The organism is Nocardioides dongkuii (assembly GCF_014127485.1).
GTDB classification, from domain to species: Bacteria; Actinomycetota; Actinomycetes; order Propionibacteriales; family Nocardioidaceae; genus Nocardioides; species Nocardioides dongkuii.
The window spans coordinates 1,714,688-1,729,130 of record NZ_CP059903.1 but is presented as its reverse complement, the minus strand read 5'-3'; the positions used below and the strand labels follow the sequence as shown (position 1 = coordinate 1,729,130).

General features: G+C 71.6%; 14 protein-coding genes. 6 read left to right on the top strand and 8 right to left on the bottom strand.

All coding sequences use genetic code 11. The features are described from left to right. The first annotated feature begins 353 nt into the window (after positions 1–353). Positions 354–950: a TetR/AcrR family transcriptional regulator gene (locus H4O22_RS08405; RefSeq protein WP_244963161.1), complete on the top strand. Its 597-nt coding sequence runs from the start codon at positions 354–356 to the stop codon at positions 948–950. Then, positions 947–1,528 (top strand): hypothetical protein, encoded by a 582-nt coding sequence (locus H4O22_RS08400; protein ID WP_182526546.1) that lies wholly within the window; start codon positions 947–949, stop codon positions 1,526–1,528. Before H4O22_RS08405 ends, H4O22_RS08400 begins: the two co-directional genes overlap by 4 nt. Before the next feature lie 386 nt (positions 1,529–1,914). Here H4O22_RS08400 and H4O22_RS08395 read toward each other — a convergent pair whose 3' ends face one another. From H4O22_RS08395 to H4O22_RS08370, 6 genes are read right to left on the bottom strand one after another with little or no spacing between them, the layout of a single operon-like run. Beyond that, positions 1,915–3,207, bottom strand: coding sequence for a glutaminase (locus H4O22_RS08395; RefSeq protein WP_182526545.1), 1,293 nt, complete (start codon positions 3,205–3,207; stop codon positions 1,915–1,917). Beyond that, positions 3,188–3,598, bottom strand: coding sequence for a GNAT family N-acetyltransferase (locus H4O22_RS08390; protein ID WP_182526544.1), 411 nt, complete (start codon positions 3,596–3,598; stop codon positions 3,188–3,190). Before H4O22_RS08390 ends, H4O22_RS08395 begins: the two co-directional genes overlap by 20 nt. 55 nt (positions 3,599–3,653) lie before the next feature. Then, positions 3,654–4,493: an alpha/beta fold hydrolase gene (locus H4O22_RS08385; RefSeq protein WP_182526543.1), complete on the bottom strand. Its 840-nt coding sequence runs from the start codon at positions 4,491–4,493 to the stop codon at positions 3,654–3,656. A gap of 47 nt (positions 4,494–4,540) precedes the next feature. Next, positions 4,541–5,446 (bottom strand): protein kinase domain-containing protein, encoded by a 906-nt coding sequence (locus H4O22_RS08380; RefSeq protein ID WP_182526542.1) that lies wholly within the window; start codon positions 5,444–5,446, stop codon positions 4,541–4,543. Then, the gene (locus H4O22_RS08375) at positions 5,443–6,162 is read right to left on the bottom strand and encodes an ABC transporter permease (protein WP_182526541.1); all 720 of its coding nucleotides are present in this window, start codon (positions 6,160–6,162) and stop codon (positions 5,443–5,445) included. The genes H4O22_RS08380 and H4O22_RS08375 overlap by 4 nt, the downstream gene beginning before the upstream one ends. Next, positions 6,140–7,072 carry an ABC transporter ATP-binding protein gene (locus tag H4O22_RS08370; protein ID WP_182526540.1) on the bottom strand — a complete coding sequence of 311 codons (933 nt, stop codon included), beginning with the start codon at positions 7,070–7,072 and terminating at the stop codon, positions 6,140–6,142. Before H4O22_RS08370 ends, H4O22_RS08375 begins: the two co-directional genes overlap by 23 nt. A gap of 298 nt (positions 7,073–7,370) precedes the next feature. Here H4O22_RS08370 and H4O22_RS08365 point away from each other — a divergent pair, with 298 nt between their 5' ends. From H4O22_RS08365 to H4O22_RS08355, 3 genes are all read left to right on the top strand, one after another. Then, on the top strand, positions 7,371–10,118 hold the full coding sequence (locus H4O22_RS08365) for an AAA family ATPase (RefSeq protein WP_220451323.1): 2,748 nt from the start codon (positions 7,371–7,373) through the stop codon (positions 10,116–10,118). A 63-nt stretch (positions 10,119–10,181) separates the two neighbouring features. Beyond that, positions 10,182–11,801 carry an AMP-binding protein gene (locus tag H4O22_RS08360; RefSeq protein WP_182526539.1) on the top strand — a complete coding sequence of 540 codons (1,620 nt, stop codon included), beginning with the start codon at positions 10,182–10,184 and terminating at the stop codon, positions 11,799–11,801. Positions 11,802–11,875: 74 nt separating this feature from the next. Beyond that, a complete protein-coding gene (locus H4O22_RS08355) occupies positions 11,876–12,286 on the top strand; it encodes a hypothetical protein (protein WP_182526538.1) in 411 nt (136 codons plus the stop codon). A gap of 21 nt (positions 12,287–12,307) precedes the next feature. Here the strand turns inward: H4O22_RS08355 and H4O22_RS08350 are convergent, their stop codons facing one another. Beyond that, the gene (locus H4O22_RS08350) at positions 12,308–12,481 is read right to left on the bottom strand and encodes a hypothetical protein (protein ID WP_182526537.1); all 174 of its coding nucleotides are present in this window, start codon (positions 12,479–12,481) and stop codon (positions 12,308–12,310) included. Between the two features lie 3 nt (positions 12,482–12,484). Then, entirely contained in the window at positions 12,485–13,561 is a 1,077-nt protein-coding gene (locus H4O22_RS08345) for a glycosyltransferase family 2 protein (RefSeq protein WP_182526536.1), read from the bottom strand. Positions 13,562–13,761: 200 nt separating this feature from the next. Here H4O22_RS08345 and H4O22_RS08340 point away from each other — a divergent pair, with 200 nt between their 5' ends. Then, entirely contained in the window at positions 13,762–14,439 is a 678-nt protein-coding gene (locus H4O22_RS08340; RefSeq protein ID WP_182526535.1) for a class F sortase, read from the top strand. The last annotated feature ends 4 nt before the right edge of the window (positions 14,440–14,443 follow it).

Sequence of the window (14,443 nt, the reverse complement as noted above, 5' to 3'; positions counted from 1 at the left end):
TCAGGGGCCCTTTGCCGTTGGCCGACCACTTCGGTGGTCGAGCCTGTCGAGACCCAAATTCCGCAGGGATTCCGCAGGAGATCTGCTCCCCGCGCTCTGACGCCCCTGGGATCGTGTCGAACACCGCTCCCCCGCTGCCCCCTGACGCCACACTGCGACCATGCGCATCGGAACCTGGAACCTGGCGGAACGTTGGGACGCTCGCCACCTCGCCCTGATCGTCAGGATGGACTGCGACGTCCTGCTGCTCACGGAGGTCTCCGAGCGCGTCGAGCTCCCCGGCCTTCGCCTCAAGCCGTCGGCGGCGCAACAATTGGTGAGCGCGAAACCGAACAGATATGTACGGTTTAGCCGTGAGCTCCATCTCGATAGACGCCCCCAAGCGCGCTGACGCCCGCAAGAACATCGCCGCGATCCTTGACGCCGCCACGGTGTGCCTCGCCGTCGACCCCGCGGTCAGCCTCAACGACATCGCCGCCGCTGCCGGCGTCGGCCGGGTCACGCTCTACGGTCACTTCGGCAACCGCGCCGCGCTGGTGACCCAGGTCGTCGACCGCGCGATGGCTGTCTCCGATGCCGAGCTCGAGAAGGTCGACCTCGACGGCGACGCCCACGAGGCCCTCGGGCGGCTCCTGGTGGCCAGCTGGCACGTGACCCACCGATACGGCGGACTGGTGATGGCCGCCCAGGAGGCGCTGTCCGATCACGACCTCCGCGAGGCTCACGACAAGCCGGTGCGGAGATTCACCCGTCTCCTGCGACGCGCCCGCCGCGAGGGCAGCGTGCGCACCGACATGCCGCTGAACTGGCAGGTCACTACTGCCCAGGGCGTCATCCACGCCGCGTCCGTGGCCGTGCACCGCAACGAGCTCGACGCCTCCCGGGCGCCGGGACTCGTCCGATCGACCGTGCTCGCTGCCCTCACCCCACCCGGACGGCCCGTGCCATGACCCACCAGGTGCCCCGGCCATCGATTCCTTCGACGGAGATCGGTCACGCCCGTCCGCACGCCGCGACCGTGGCCTTTGGAGGAATCGGCCTGACAGCAGCGGCGCTGCAGATCGCAAACGGGGTGGAGGTCGAGGTGGTGGCCATCGTTCTCGTCGCGGCTTCGCTTTGCTACCTCGCCGCGGCCGCCCTGGAGCGGCGCTGGGTGGCATGGGCGACCATCATCGGAGCCACGGTCGTTGTCTTCGTCAGCGAGGCCCTGGGGTTGCCGTGGTGGACCGGCACCGCTTCGGCGGGCGCCGTCCTGGTCGCCGTCGCAGCGCTACGACGGGCTCGGACGACAGCGGTGACCACGCAGACACTGGCCCTGGCCGCCTACGGCGGTGCCGCCACCCTCAGCGTCCAGCTCTCACCGACAGCCGGGCTGCTGCTCGTCGGCGCCGCTCTCGCGGCACATGCCGTCTGGGACGTCGCGCACTGGCGACGCGACGCTGTCGTGCCCCGATCCCTGGCGGAGTTCTGCGTGTTCCTCGACGTCCCACTCGGTGTTGCCGCCGTCATCGTCGCACTCACACCGTGAAGCACCGGACCGTGCGGCGCTCCCACCCCCACCGTGCGGAGTCCGAGCTCGGCACCCTCGAAGCTGCGTCTTTCCACCGCGACAGACCGACGCGGGGGGGCCGATCCCCTACCGAGATGGTGGCCCCCGCGAGCGGTGGCCGACTGGCCAGCAGTGGGATGCGCTGCACGATGTGACCGGCTCCATCCAGTCCGACTAGATGTACCGAGCCAGGACGTTGGTTGCAGCTGCCACGTTCAGTGACTGAACACGGGGACCGTTGACGTAGGGAGAGCCTCACCCGCTCGGCGACGAGGATGAGGTGGTGGCTGGGTGCGTCGCGCACCGCCCTGGGCATCACACCTGGTCGCTGACGCCGGACGGCGCCGGTGGGCGACTGAGGACCATCAGCCACCCTGCCCGGCGGGATCGCCGGGTCCGTCGAGCTCCCCCACGACGATGACCCGGCCCCCGTCGCCCGGGTCGGGATCGGGAAGGATCGACTCGGGGTCCACGAGGTAGACGTCGTGACCGTCCAGGGTGAGCCGACGCGCGATCTCCAGCAGCATCCGACGGGCCACGTCGTCGATCGAGGAGACCCTGGTGAGGTCCAGGGCCACCGTGGTCTCCGCCGGCGCTGTGTCCACGGCCTCGCGGACCACCCTCTCGGCGCCGGCGAAGCGGATCCCGCCCTGGAGCTGGAACACCCGGACGGCATCCGGACCGGTGCCGACGACGTGGTTGGACCGCACGACCGCGCGCGCGGCGGGTGGCACCTCCATCAGGTGCAGGCCCATGTCGGAGGAGAACCGCTCGAAGAGCGACACCCCGCGGACGCTGTTCCCGTGGGGGTCGAGCCGCGGGGAAAACGTCGCGATGCCGATCTGGCCGGGGAGGGCGCCGATCAGCCCTCCGGCCACGCCGCTCTTCGCCGGGATGCCGACCTGGGTGGCCCAGTCACCGGCGGCGTCGTACATCCCGCAGGTGGACATGACGCTCAGGACCTGACGTACCACCCGCTCGGACACCACCCGCTCGCCTGTGCGGGGATTGACTCCCCCGTTGGCCAGCGTCGCCGCCATCAGAGCCAGGTCGCGGGCGGACACGAGCACGGCGCACTGGCGGATGTAGCCCTCGACGACGGCGGTGGGGTCCTCGGTGAGGATCTCGTGGCTGCGGAGCATGTGCCCGATGGCCAGGTTGCGGTGCGCGTGCTCCATCTCCGAGGCGCACACCGACTCGTCGACCTCCAACCGGTGACCGGCGAACGCCGAGAGTCCGCTGACGACGCGCTCCACCCGCTCCGACGAGTCCATCTCCTCGGACCCGGTCAGCCAGTGGGTGGTGATCGCGCCGGCGTTGATCATCGGGTTGAGGGGACGCCCGGACCCGACCTCGAGGGAGATCTCGTTGAACGCCTCCCCGGAGGGCTCGACGCCCACCTTGTCCAGCACCGCGTCGAAGCCACGATCGGCCAGGGCCAGCGCATGAGCGAACGGCTTGGAGATCGACTGGATGGTGAACGAGACATCCAGGTCGCCGGCGCCGTAGACCTCGCCGTCGACGGTGGCGAAGACCGCGGCGAGCAGCTCGGGATCCGCGGCTGCCAGCTCGGGGATGTAGCCCGCCGGCGCACCGGACGTGTCCGCGCCGACGTCGGCAAGGGCCTGGGTGAGGTAGTCAGGAATCGGTGAGCGCACGGGGGCCCTTCAGCGCCATGGACGTGACGAGCGCGAGGTCGGCAGGTCTCGGCTTCCGGAACCTGCCGCCGTCGGCAACGTACTCGTCGCCATGCTCCTTCAGGTGGGCTGCGAAGAGCGGGCACACGGGAACGACGGTCGTGCCCGTGCGAAGGCTGTCAGCGAGCACCTCACGGACGAGGAGTCCCGCCAGTCCCCGCCCACCGACCTCCGGGGCCACCTCGGTGTGGAAGAGGATCCGCTCACCTTCCACCTCGGGGGAATCGACGAAGTCCGCCCGTCCGACGCTCGATCCGTCGGCGAGGCGCACCGCGTAGGTGCCGATCGGGAGAACGCGCTCGAGCCTGACCGTCACGGGTGCACCGGTGTTGTCGTGCAGCTGCTGAGTCATGGGGGGTCCTTTCGGGAGAAGTGGCCTGGGGCGACCAGGTCGCCGGACGTGCTGCTCAGCCGAGGAAGGCGCGCAGGGCGACGTTGACCTCGTCGGCGTGGGTCCAGAGCAGGCCGTGCGGGGCGTCCTTGACCTCGACGTACTCGGCGTGCGGGACGAGGTCCCGGAAGCGCCGGCCGGTGGCGTCGATCGGGAGGATGTTGTCGGCGGTGCCATGGAGGATCAGCGTCGGCAGGTCGGCGGCGCGGACCGCCTCGACGTCGTCGCGGAAGTCCTCGATCCAGCTCGAGACGACCGCGTACGCCGCGACGGGGGCGCTGGTGCTGGCGGTGTTCCAGCTCGCGCGGACGACGTCCTCGCTGATCCGCGACCCGAGGGTCTCCTCGAGGTTGTAGAAGTCTCGGTAGAACTGGGTGAACCAGGCGTAGCGGTCGGTCCTGGCGGCCTTCTCGATCCCGTCGAAGACCGTCTGCGGGACGCCGTCGGGATTGTCGTCGCGCTGCACGAGGAACGGCTGGAGGGACGCGAGGAACGCGAGCCTGGTGATGCGCTCGGTCCCGTACTTCGCGACGTAGCGGACGAGCTCGCCGGTGCCCATGGAGAACCCGACCAGGCTCACGTCGCGCAGGTCGAGGGTCTCGAGCACGGTGTTCAGGTCGGCGGCGAAGGTGTCGTAGTCGTAGCCCGTCCCGACCTTCGAGGAGCGGCCGAAGCCGCGGCGGTCATAGGTGATGACGCGGTGGCCGTCGGCGAGCAGCTCGCGCGTCTGGCGCTCCCAGCTGTCACCGCTCAACGGGTACCCGTGGATCAGGACGACGGGCCGTCCCGTGCCGTGGTCCTCGTAGTAGAGCTCGACCGGGGTGCTGTTCTCGCTCCCGACGGTGATGAATCCCATGATCTGTCTCCTTGTCGATGATGTGCCTGGTTGATGTGCCGCGCCGGTCAGCAGGGCAGGGGGACCCGGTCCGCGCGAGCGCCGTCCTCGCGGTGGATGAGGCTCTTCGCCGCGGACCGGAGGGCTTGGCTGAACGCTCGCGCGTCCTGGAACCGGTCCTCCCGGGACTTGGCGAGCGCCGTGGCGAGCACGGCATCCAGCGCAGGCGGGAGGTCGAGGTGGTGGCTGCTGGCCCGCGCCGGCGGCTCGTGGACGTGCTGGTAGGCGACCGAGACCGGGTCGTCGCCGACGAAGGGCGGCCGCCCGGTCAGCAGCTCGTAGAGCAGGCAGCCCGCCGAGTACAGGTCGCTCCGCGCGTCCGCGACCTCCCCGCGCACCTGCTCCGGGGAGAGGTACCCGGGGGTCCCCATGAACGCCTGGAGGTGCGTGATCGTGGCGGCGGGATCGCTGCTGTCCCGCGCGATCCCGAAGTCGACGACCTTGACGGCGCCGTCCGGCGTGATCATCACGTTGGCCGGCTTGATGTCGCGATGGACGACCCCGGCCCGATGGCTGAACTCGAGTGCCGAGAGCACCCCGAGCTGGTATCGGATCGATCGCTCGACGGTGACTTCGCCGCGCTTGAGCAGGTCCCGCACCGACCACCCCGGGACGTACTCCATGACGATGAACGGCACGCGCACCGTGTCGTCCGCCGAGCCACCGTCGACCTCGTCGCATCCGGAGTCGAGGAGGGTGACGATCGCGGGATGACGGAGGCCGGCCACCAGCTGCGCCTCGCGCCGGAACCTGGCGAGGAAGAGCGGATCCTCCACGAGGTCCGTGCGGAGCACCTTGATGGCGACGCGGCCGCCCGAGCGGAGGTCATGGCCGAGGTGGACGTCGGCCATCCCGCCGCGTCCGATCACCTCACCCACCTCGTAGCGGCGACCGAGCACTCGAGGAGGGCTCATCGACGCGGCTCCCACCGGAAGAGCCGGGCGGCCAGCGCCACGGCAACGAGGACCCAGGCCAGGGTGACCACCAGGAGGAGCATCGACTCGGCGAGGGGGACGCCGCCGTTCCAGGCGTTGAGGACCAGCTCCGTGGCCGCGCCGCCGGGCACCAGCCGCTTGAGCAGCGTGAGGCTGTCGGTGCCGGTGATCCCGACCCAGCTCGCGACGGCGATCAGGAACAGGCTCACCGGCAGGGTGGTCACCTGGGCGTGCTCCGGAGAGGTCGTGAGCCCGGCGGTCGCCAACGCCAGGCCGACCATCATGGCGATCATCGCCAGGATCGCGACGGCGAGGAGCGGGACGTCGGCCGGTGCGGTGGCGACCACCCCGAGCACGAGCAGGATCGCGACCGTCTGGACGAGCGCGATCGCGGTGATCGGCAGGACCAGCCCGGTGAGGATGTCGGCGTCGCTCGCCACGGTGGAGCGCAGCCGTTTGAGGAAGAGGTTCTGTCGCCGCGAGGCCAGGGTCGTCACCGCGGTGGTGTACAGGCCGAAGGCCATCACGGTGAAGAGCACGATCGCCGCGATGTACCCGAGACTGGCCCGGTCGGCGAGGGCTTCGTGCTGGTAGACGAAGTAGCCGCCGGCAGCCAGCGGGATGAGCAGACCGGTGACCACGACCAGCCGGTTCCGGAAGATCTGGATCAGCTCAGTGCGCGCGATCGTCAACATGCTGGGTCCTTTCGTGAGCAGGTGTCGTGGGGTCACGGCTGATGACGCGGAAGACGTCGTCGAGGCGCGTGGCGCCGGCCTGCAGCTCCCGCAGCTCCACCCCGCTGTCGTGCGCCCAGCCGAGCAGCCGGTAGAGGTCCTCCTGCAGGCTGGAGGTCTCGACGCGCAGGGCCCCGTTGGCATGCGCGATGTCCACCGGCGGATCGGGTGCGCCCTCGGGAAGGGCGAAGCTGATGACCGACGGCAGCGCCTGCGTGAGCTCGGCGACCGTCCCTTCCCGGCGCAACGTGCCCTGGTGCATGAGCCCGATGCGGTCGGCGCGCTGCTGCGCCTCCTCCAGGTAGTGGGTGGTCAGCACGACCGTGGCCCCCTCGTCGCGGAGCCGGTCCACGGCGGCCCAGAGCGCGTCGCGGGACTGGACGTCCAGGCCCGTCGTCGGCTCGTCGAGGATGACCAGGTCGGGCCCGCCGTACACGGCGGTGGCGAAGTCGAGACGCCGCTTCTCCCCGCCGGAGAGCTGGGAGACGCCGGTGTCCGCCTTGTGCGTGAGCGCGGAGATGCCGAGCACCCGGTCGACGTCGTCCTGTCTCCCGCTCAGCGCCCCGAACAGCCCCACGGACTCCCGGACCGTGAGATCCGGGGAGAAGCCGCTCTCCTGCAGCATGGTCCCCATGCGGGGCCGCACCGCACGCCGGTTCGTGGGGCTCTCGCCGAAGATCCGCACCGCGCCGGCGGCGGCCCGGCGGTGCCCTTCGAGGACCTCGAGGGTCGACGTCTTCCCGGCGCCGTTCGTGCCGAGGAGGGCGTAGAGCTCGCCACGCCGGACCTGGAGCGAGAGGTCCCGCACGGCGATGAAGTCGCCGTACGTGACGGTCAGGTGGTCGACGTCGATGACAGGACTCGCGGACATGGCCGTCCTTTCGTGTCGGGACCGCAGCGAGAGTGCGGCGGGCCCGGGACATCAGGCTCACATCGGTGGACGCCACCTCGCGTCGGTGAAACGCCCTGAGGTCGGCGAGGGACCTGGCCGTGCGGAGGGGTAGGTGGCCCGTGCCGGGCCCTGCTCCGGCGGGGCGCGAGGCCGGCGTACGCGCCGTCGTGGGGTGGAGGGAGCCGTCCACGGATCAGGGCAAAGCCTGGCGGGTTGCGTTCGCGTCGGTGAGTATTACCCAACCTCGTACCTAGGCAGCCGACGCTGGGAGTGGACAGTGACCGACCTGCTGGGCCGCCGCGCCGAGTGCGCAGCGGTCGACGACCTCCTCTCCCAGGCACGGGCCGGGCAGAGCGGGGCGTTCGTGGTGCGCGGGGTGGCGGGCATCGGCAAGACGGCCCTCCTCGAGTACGCCCGCGGCGCGGCACACGCCTCGGGATTCCGCGTGGCGTCCTCGGTCGGGGTGGAGTCCGAGACGCACTTCGCGTTCGCGGGCCTGCATCAGCTGTGCGCGCCCCTGATGGACCGCGTGGGCGCCCTGCCCGACCCGCAGCAGACCGCTCTGGGGGTGGCGTTCGGGCAGCAGAGCGGTGCCGCGCCGGACCGGTTCCTGGTCGGGCTGGCAGCCCTCAACCTGCTGGCCGAGGTCGCCGAGGAAGGGCCGCTGCTGTGCCTCGTGGACGATGCGCAGTGGCTGGACGAGGCGTCTGCGCAGGTCCTCACGTTCGTCGCCCGGCGAGTCGCGGCCGAGCCGATGGCGCTGGTCTTCGCCCTGCGCGACCCGACCGAACGCGACGTGCGCGCCTTCGACGACATCCCCGACGTGTGCCTGGGCGGCCTCGACGAGACCGACGCGCGGGCGCTGCTGGCCCAGGCCGTCGCGACACCGCTGGACCACGGGTCGCGCGACCGGGTCCTCGCCGAGGCCCGTGGGAACCCGCTCGCGCTCCTGGAGCTGTCCCGGACCGCGCCGTCGGCCTGGCTCGCCGGCGGGTTCGAGCTGCCCGAGGTGCCGGGCATCCCGCACGCCATCGAGGTCAGCTTCCGTCGCCGCGCCGAGGGCATGCCGGCGCAGACCCAGCTGTTGCTGCTGGTCGCCGCGGTCGATCCGTCCGGCGACGCGGCGCTGCTGTGGCGCGCGGCCGCGCACCTGGGCATCGCCCCGGAGTCGACCGCCTTCGCGGAAGCCGCCGGGCTCCTGGAGGTCGGTGCCCGAGTCCGGTTCCGTCACCCGTTGGTGCGTTCCGCCCTGCTGCGGGCCGCCACCTCGTCGGACCGTCGTCGTGCGCACGCCGCGCTGGCTGCCGCAACCGATCCGGACCTCGATCCCGACCGGCGGGCCTGGCACCGTGCGCAGGCCGTGGTGGGCACCGACGAGGACGCCGCCGCGGAGCTGGAGAGCCTGGCAGGCCGGGCCCGCGCCCGCGGCGGGCTGGCTGCCGCAGCCGCGTTCCTGCAGCAAGCCGCGGAGCTGACCCCTGATCCTGCCGCCCGAGCGAGGCGGGCGCTGGAGGCTGCGCACGCCAAGCACGACGCCGGCGCATCCGAGGTGGCTCTGGAGCTGCTGGTCGTCGCCGCGAGCGGACCACTGGACGCCCTCCAACACGCCCGGCTCGAGCTGCTCCGCGCCCAGATCGCGTTCCACACCACGCGCGGGAGCGACGGGCCCCAGATGCTTCTCGAGGCTGCCAAGACGCTCGGTCCGCTGGACGCCGCACGCGCACGCGAGGCCTACGTGCAGGCGTTCGAGGCGTCCTTCCACGCCGGGCGCCTCGCCGCCCGAGGCCGCGGGCTGCGGGAGGTGGCCGAGGCTGCCCAGAGCGCGCCTCCCCCACCGGCGCCGCCCCGGCCAGTGGATCTGTTGCTGGACGGACTGACCACGAGGTTCACGCAGGGCTACGAGGCGAGCGTTCCCCCCCTGCAGCGGGCACTCGAGGCCCTACGCCACGACGATTCCGGGCCGGACCCCGACAAGGGTCGCTGGCTGTGGCTGGCCTGCCATGTGTCGGTGATGCTGTGGGACGACGAGTCGTTCGGCGCGCTGGCCCACAGCGCCGTCCGGCTCGCCCGCGAGACAGGCGCGTTGTCCACCCTTCCCGCGGCGCTCAATGCCTTGGCTGTCTATCTGGTGCTGACCGGTGAGCTCTCCCGTGCCGGTGAGCTCCTCTCGGAGGAGGATGCGATCTCGCGGGCGACCGGGGCCCCGCCGCTGCCCAACGCCAGGCTCATCCTGGCTGCCTGGCGCGGCCGTCTGCCTGAAGCCTCGGACCTCAACGCGGCGGTGGTGGCGGACGCGACCCGCCGGGGTGAGGGCACGTCACTCGGCTCGAGCCAGGTCTCGCAGTCCTACCTGCACAACGGCCTGGGCAACTACGACCACGCTCTCGCCGCCGCGACGCCGCCCTGGGAGCACGACGAGTTCCCGCACAGCAGCAGCGCCTTGCCCGAGCTCGTCGAAGCGGCATCCCGTGCCGGGGAGCCAGAGCGCGCGGTCGCCGCGCTGGAGCGGCTCAACTCCCGGGCCCGCGCCAGCGGGACGGAGTTCGCGCTGGGGCTGGCCGCACGCTCACGCGCGCTGGTCACTACCGGGCCTGCCGCCGAAGAGCACTACCGGGAGGCGATCGTCCGGCTCGGCAACTGTCGGATGGCGGCCCACCTCGCCCGCGCCCATCTCGTCTACGGCGAGTGGCTGCGCCGCGAGGGGCGCCGTCAGGACGCCCGAGAACAGCTCCGCACCGCCCACCAGATGCTCTCGAACATGGGTGTGGAGGCGTTCGCGGAGCGAGCCGCGCGCGAGCTGCGCGCCACCGGTGAGCACCCGCGCAAGCGGACCACCCATCGGACCGACTGCCTCACCGCCCACGAGCTGCACATCGCGCGCCTGGTGGCCACCGGCGCCACGTCCCGCGAGGTCGCCGGCCAGCTGTTCCTCAGCCCGCGCACGATCGAGGCCCACCTGCGCAACATCTTCCGCAAGCTGGACATCACCTCGCGTCGGCAGCTCAGGGAGCTGCAGCTGCCCTGAACGGACCGACCGATCGGGTGATACCGCTCACACGAGGGCTCGAACCTGGCTAGCGTCCCTGGCATGAAGTTCAACCTCGCCAGCGTGTTCGAGACCGTCGCCGACGCCGTGCCCGACCGGGTCGCCCTGAGCTACGAGGGGCGGGACCTGACGTACACCGAGTTCGACCGGGAGGCGACGCAGGTCGGCCACCTCTTCGCGAGCGGGGGCGTCGCGCCGGGCGAGCACGTCGCCATCTTCTTGAAGAACTGCGTCGAGCACGTGACCGCGATGGTCGGGCTGCTCAAGGTCCGCGCGGTGCCGATCAACGTGAACTACCGCTACACCGCCGCGGAGCTGGAGTACCTCTTCACCAACTCCGACAGCGTCGCCGTCGTCGTCGAGGAGCCGGCCCACCAGCAGGTGCTCGCCTCGATCCTCGAGCAGCTGCCCGAGGTCCGCGCCGTGTACGTCGTCGGGTCGGTCGACGCGTCGCTGGCCACCGCCGCGGCCGAGCGGGACGTGGCCGTCGTCGACTTCGGCGGCTGGCGCGACCAGTCGGCCGAGCGCGACTTCGGCGAGCGGACCGGCGAGGAGCACTACGTCCTCTACACCGGCGGCACCACCGGCTATCCCAAGGGCGTGGTCTGGACCCACGACGACCTCTTCCACAAGCCGCTCTCGGGCGGCAACCCCTACGGCGACCCGCACCCCGACCTCGCCGCGATCGCGACGGCCGCCCAGGCGATGCCGCCGATCTCGTTCCTCATCGCTGCTCCCCTGATGCACGGCGCGGCGTCCTACGCGATGTTCTTCTACTTCATCTTCGGCGGGCGCCTGGTCATGCTGCGCGACTTCGACCCCACGAAGATCGTCGACGGCATCGCCCACGAGGGGCTGCAGAGCCTGCTGATCGTCGGCGACGCGATGGGCATGCCGCTGGCCGACGAGATGGAGCGGCGCAAGGACGACGTCGACTACTCGGCGCTGTTCATGTTCACCTCGGGCGGGGCGATCTGGTCCCAGGCCTGCCGCGAGCGGTTCCGCACCCTCGCCCCGAACGCGATGCAGCGCGACAACTTCGGCGCCTCGGAGTCGGGCAACGACGGCGAGATCACCCTCGACGAGGGTGGCAACCTGCGCGTCCCGGCCACCGACAAGATGCTGGTGGTCGACGACCAGCTCGCCGAGATGCCCGCCGGGCCCGAGCACGTCGGGCTCATTTCCCGGCTCGGGCCGGTCCCCCAGGGCTACTACAAGGACGACGAGAAGACCGCACGGACCTTCCGCACGCTGCCGGACGGCCGGCGCTGCTCGGTGCTGGGCGACATGGGCTACCGCGACCACGACGGCTCGATCGTCTTCCTCGGCCGCGGCTCGCAGTGCATCAACACCGGCGGGGAGAAGGTCTACGTCGAGGAGGTGGAGAACGTCCTGCACGGCCACCCGGACATCGCCGACGTCCTCGTCGTCGCCGTGCCCGACGAGCGGCTCGGCGAGCGGGTCGCCGCGGTCGTCTCCGTCCGGGACGGGCGCGAGCCGAGCCTCGACGACGTCCAGCGGCACGCCCGCGAGGCGCTGGCCGGCTACAAGGTCCCCCGCGACCTGGTCGTCGTGCCGGAGGTCAAGCGCACCCCGGCCGGCAAGGCCGACTACCGCTGGGCCAAGGAGATCGCGCGGGACCACGCCGCCAGTCCGGCCTGAGCCGGGCCGGAGGACGTACGACTCGAGGCGTGAGGAAGGCCCAACTCGAACGGAAGGAAGGCCCAACTCGACGGGTGGCACCCGACCTCGCGGAGTGGGGCGGCGCGCTGCGCGACGAGCTCACCGACGGTGAGGAGCCGCTGGAGGACTGGCGGGTCACGGACGACGGGACCGAGGACGACGCCGACGGATGTGACGACGGCGAGGCGCGCCGTACGTACGCCGCCACGATCGACCTGGGGTTCCCCCGGGACGACGATGCGGACACCCCGGTCAACCGGCTCACCGGTCGGCTCTCGTCCCTCGGGTGGGAGCTGTCGGACTCGGTCTCCGAGCCGAACTCCGGCAGCGTCACGGTGACCCGGGACGAGGACGAGGACGACCCGAGCGGGACGAGGCTGACGTTGGAGGCGGAGCTGTCGCGGGTGCCCGGCGGCTGGCACCACGAGGTCACCGTGCGCACGGACTGCCTGCCGACCGACTGATCGGCAGGCAGCCAGGCGGGCTCAGAGCTCGCCGTTGCGCGGGATCACCCGCCACAGCGCGGACCCGGCGGCGATCAGCGCGAACACGGCGAGCACGATCCAGACCAGGTCCGACCCGGTCAGCGCCAGCGCACCGGCTCCCGCCATGCCCGCCGGCACCGTGGCCGGCAGCAGGGGCGTGGGCGTGTCATACATGGGTTACCACCTCCTCTCACGGTGAAGGACCGCATCCGCGTACGCCTTGGCGTGCACGGTCTGCAGGAAGATGTCGTAGCCGAGCTCGTACATGGTCGCGGCCAGGAGCATCCGCGCCGGGCCGCGGTCCTTGACCGTGACGACGCGCTCGACGACGAAGATGCCCGTGATCGCCAGCCAGAACGGGCGGACGTGCAGGCTCCCGTACACGGCGAGCGACCAGACGATGCTCGCCAGGTACGCCGCCGTGACGATGATCCCGAGAGCGGTGAACAGCTGCCGTCCCCAGTAGCGCCAGGTCACCCTGGTCACGCCGTACTGCACGCAGTTCTCCAGGGCGCCCCGCTTCCAGCGGAGGCGCTGCTTCCACAGGGCGCGCCACGTCGGCATCACCTCGGTGGTCAGCGTGCACTCCCTGGGCGAGAGCACGGTGTAGCCGAGGTGCTTGAGCGCGAACGTGAGCTCGTTGTCCTCGGTCAGCACTGTCGTGTCGTAGATGCCGCCCCGGCCGTCGCCGGCCGGGATCCGGCCGTCGAGGCGGGCCTCGGCGACCTCCCGCAACGTCGGCACCCGCAGCACCGCGGCGGTGCCCGTGACCACCAGGCACCTGCCCTTGAGCCGGCGGACGTCGCGGGCGTAGCGCGCGTACTCGTTGCGCTGCAGGTGGCCCACGAACGTCCGGTCGTCGCGACCCCGGAAGGTCCCGCCCACCGCGCCGAGCCGCGGGTCGCGGCTCAGGTAGCGGACCGCGGCCGACACGAACCCCTGGTCCAGCGCGCTGTCGGCGTCCTGGACCAGCACGGCCACGTCGTCGTCAAGCTCGGGGAGCAGGGCGGCGAGCGCCTGGTTCAGGGCCCCGGCCTTCTTGTCGGTGTTCCCGACGGTCTCGAGGACCTCGGCTCCTGCCTCGGTCGCCACCCGGACGGTGTCGTCGGTGCAGTTGTCGGCGACGACGACGATCCTGTGCGGCGCGAGGTCCTGCACGCGCAGGCCCTGGATCGCATCGGTGATGTTCTCGGCCTCGTTGTGCGCCGGGATGAGCGCCACGACCTGCCGTACCTCCCGGGCGGTCCCGGTCACCGCCTTCCTCCTCTCGCTCTCTCGGTCTCGATCTCGGGCACTTCCACGATCTCGGATCCCGGGGGCGGAACCGTCCTGCGAAGGTCGGCTCCGCGGGTCCGGAGGTCGGCGCCCGGATCGACCATCGGATCGACCTCGGTCGGAGTGCTCGAGACCGATCACCGACGGCTCCGGGCCCGTCTTCCGGCGACCCTGGAGGCGTGATCCGCAGCCACCGTCTCCGCGTCCTGGGCCGCTACCTGCTCAGCGCCGCGCTCGTGCTGCTCGCGATCGGGGCGCTGAGCCAGGTGCCGCGCTCCGCGGTGGACACGGTGATCGACACGGGGATCGAGGCCGTCCTCGGACGCGACGTGGAGACCTACGACGAGGCCGCCCGGAGGTCCGCCGAATCCCGCCCGACCGCGGGGGCGACCGAGACGTCGCCCGACGCGTCGACCGAGCGGCACGGCCCGCTGACGCTGCACGTCGCCGCCTGGGACGAGGACTTCCGGGTCGTCGACATCGCCGTGGACGACGCCGGGGCCCTGGTGCCGCCCGGGGACGTGTCGACCCTCGGCCGCTGGGACCGGAGCGCGTGGCCCGGTGAGGGCACCGGGACCGGCGTCCTGGTGGTGCACCGCGACAGCGCCGAGCAGGGCCGGGGGCCGTTCGCCGAGCTGGAGCACCTGCCGGTGGGCTCCGAGGTCACCCTCGACGGGTGCGCCTACCGGCTGGCGAAGGTCGACACCTACGCGAAGACCGACCTCCCGGCGGAGAAGGTGTTCGGCCAGGGCGGCGCCGAGCGGCTCGTCATCGTGACCTGCGGGGGCAGCTACTCCCCCGACCGCGGCTGGGACTCCAACGTCGTCGCGACCTTCCGGCCGGCAGCCGCGGCCTAGGCTG

Bases quoted from the DNA above. Each gene is read 5' to 3' on its own strand.
- H4O22_RS08400 (WP_182526546.1), top strand. From the start codon at position 947: ATGACCCACCAGGTGCCCCGGCCATCGATTCCTTCGACGGAGATCGGT.
- H4O22_RS08390 (WP_182526544.1), bottom strand. From the start codon at position 3,598: ATGACTCAGCAGCTGCACGACAACACCGGTGCACCCGTGACGGTCAGG.
- H4O22_RS08385 (WP_182526543.1), bottom strand. From the start codon at position 4,493: ATGGGATTCATCACCGTCGGGAGCGAGAACAGCACCCCGGTCGAGCTC.
- H4O22_RS08380 (WP_182526542.1), bottom strand. From the start codon at position 5,446: ATGAGCCCTCCTCGAGTGCTCGGTCGCCGCTACGAGGTGGGTGAGGTG.
- H4O22_RS08375 (WP_182526541.1), bottom strand. From the start codon at position 6,162: ATGTTGACGATCGCGCGCACTGAGCTGATCCAGATCTTCCGGAACCGG.
- H4O22_RS08370 (WP_182526540.1), bottom strand. From the start codon at position 7,072: ATGTCCGCGAGTCCTGTCATCGACGTCGACCACCTGACCGTCACGTAC.
- H4O22_RS08360 (WP_182526539.1), top strand. From the start codon at position 10,182: ATGAAGTTCAACCTCGCCAGCGTGTTCGAGACCGTCGCCGACGCCGTG.
- H4O22_RS08350 (WP_182526537.1), bottom strand. From the start codon at position 12,481: ATGTATGACACGCCCACGCCCCTGCTGCCGGCCACGGTGCCGGCGGGC.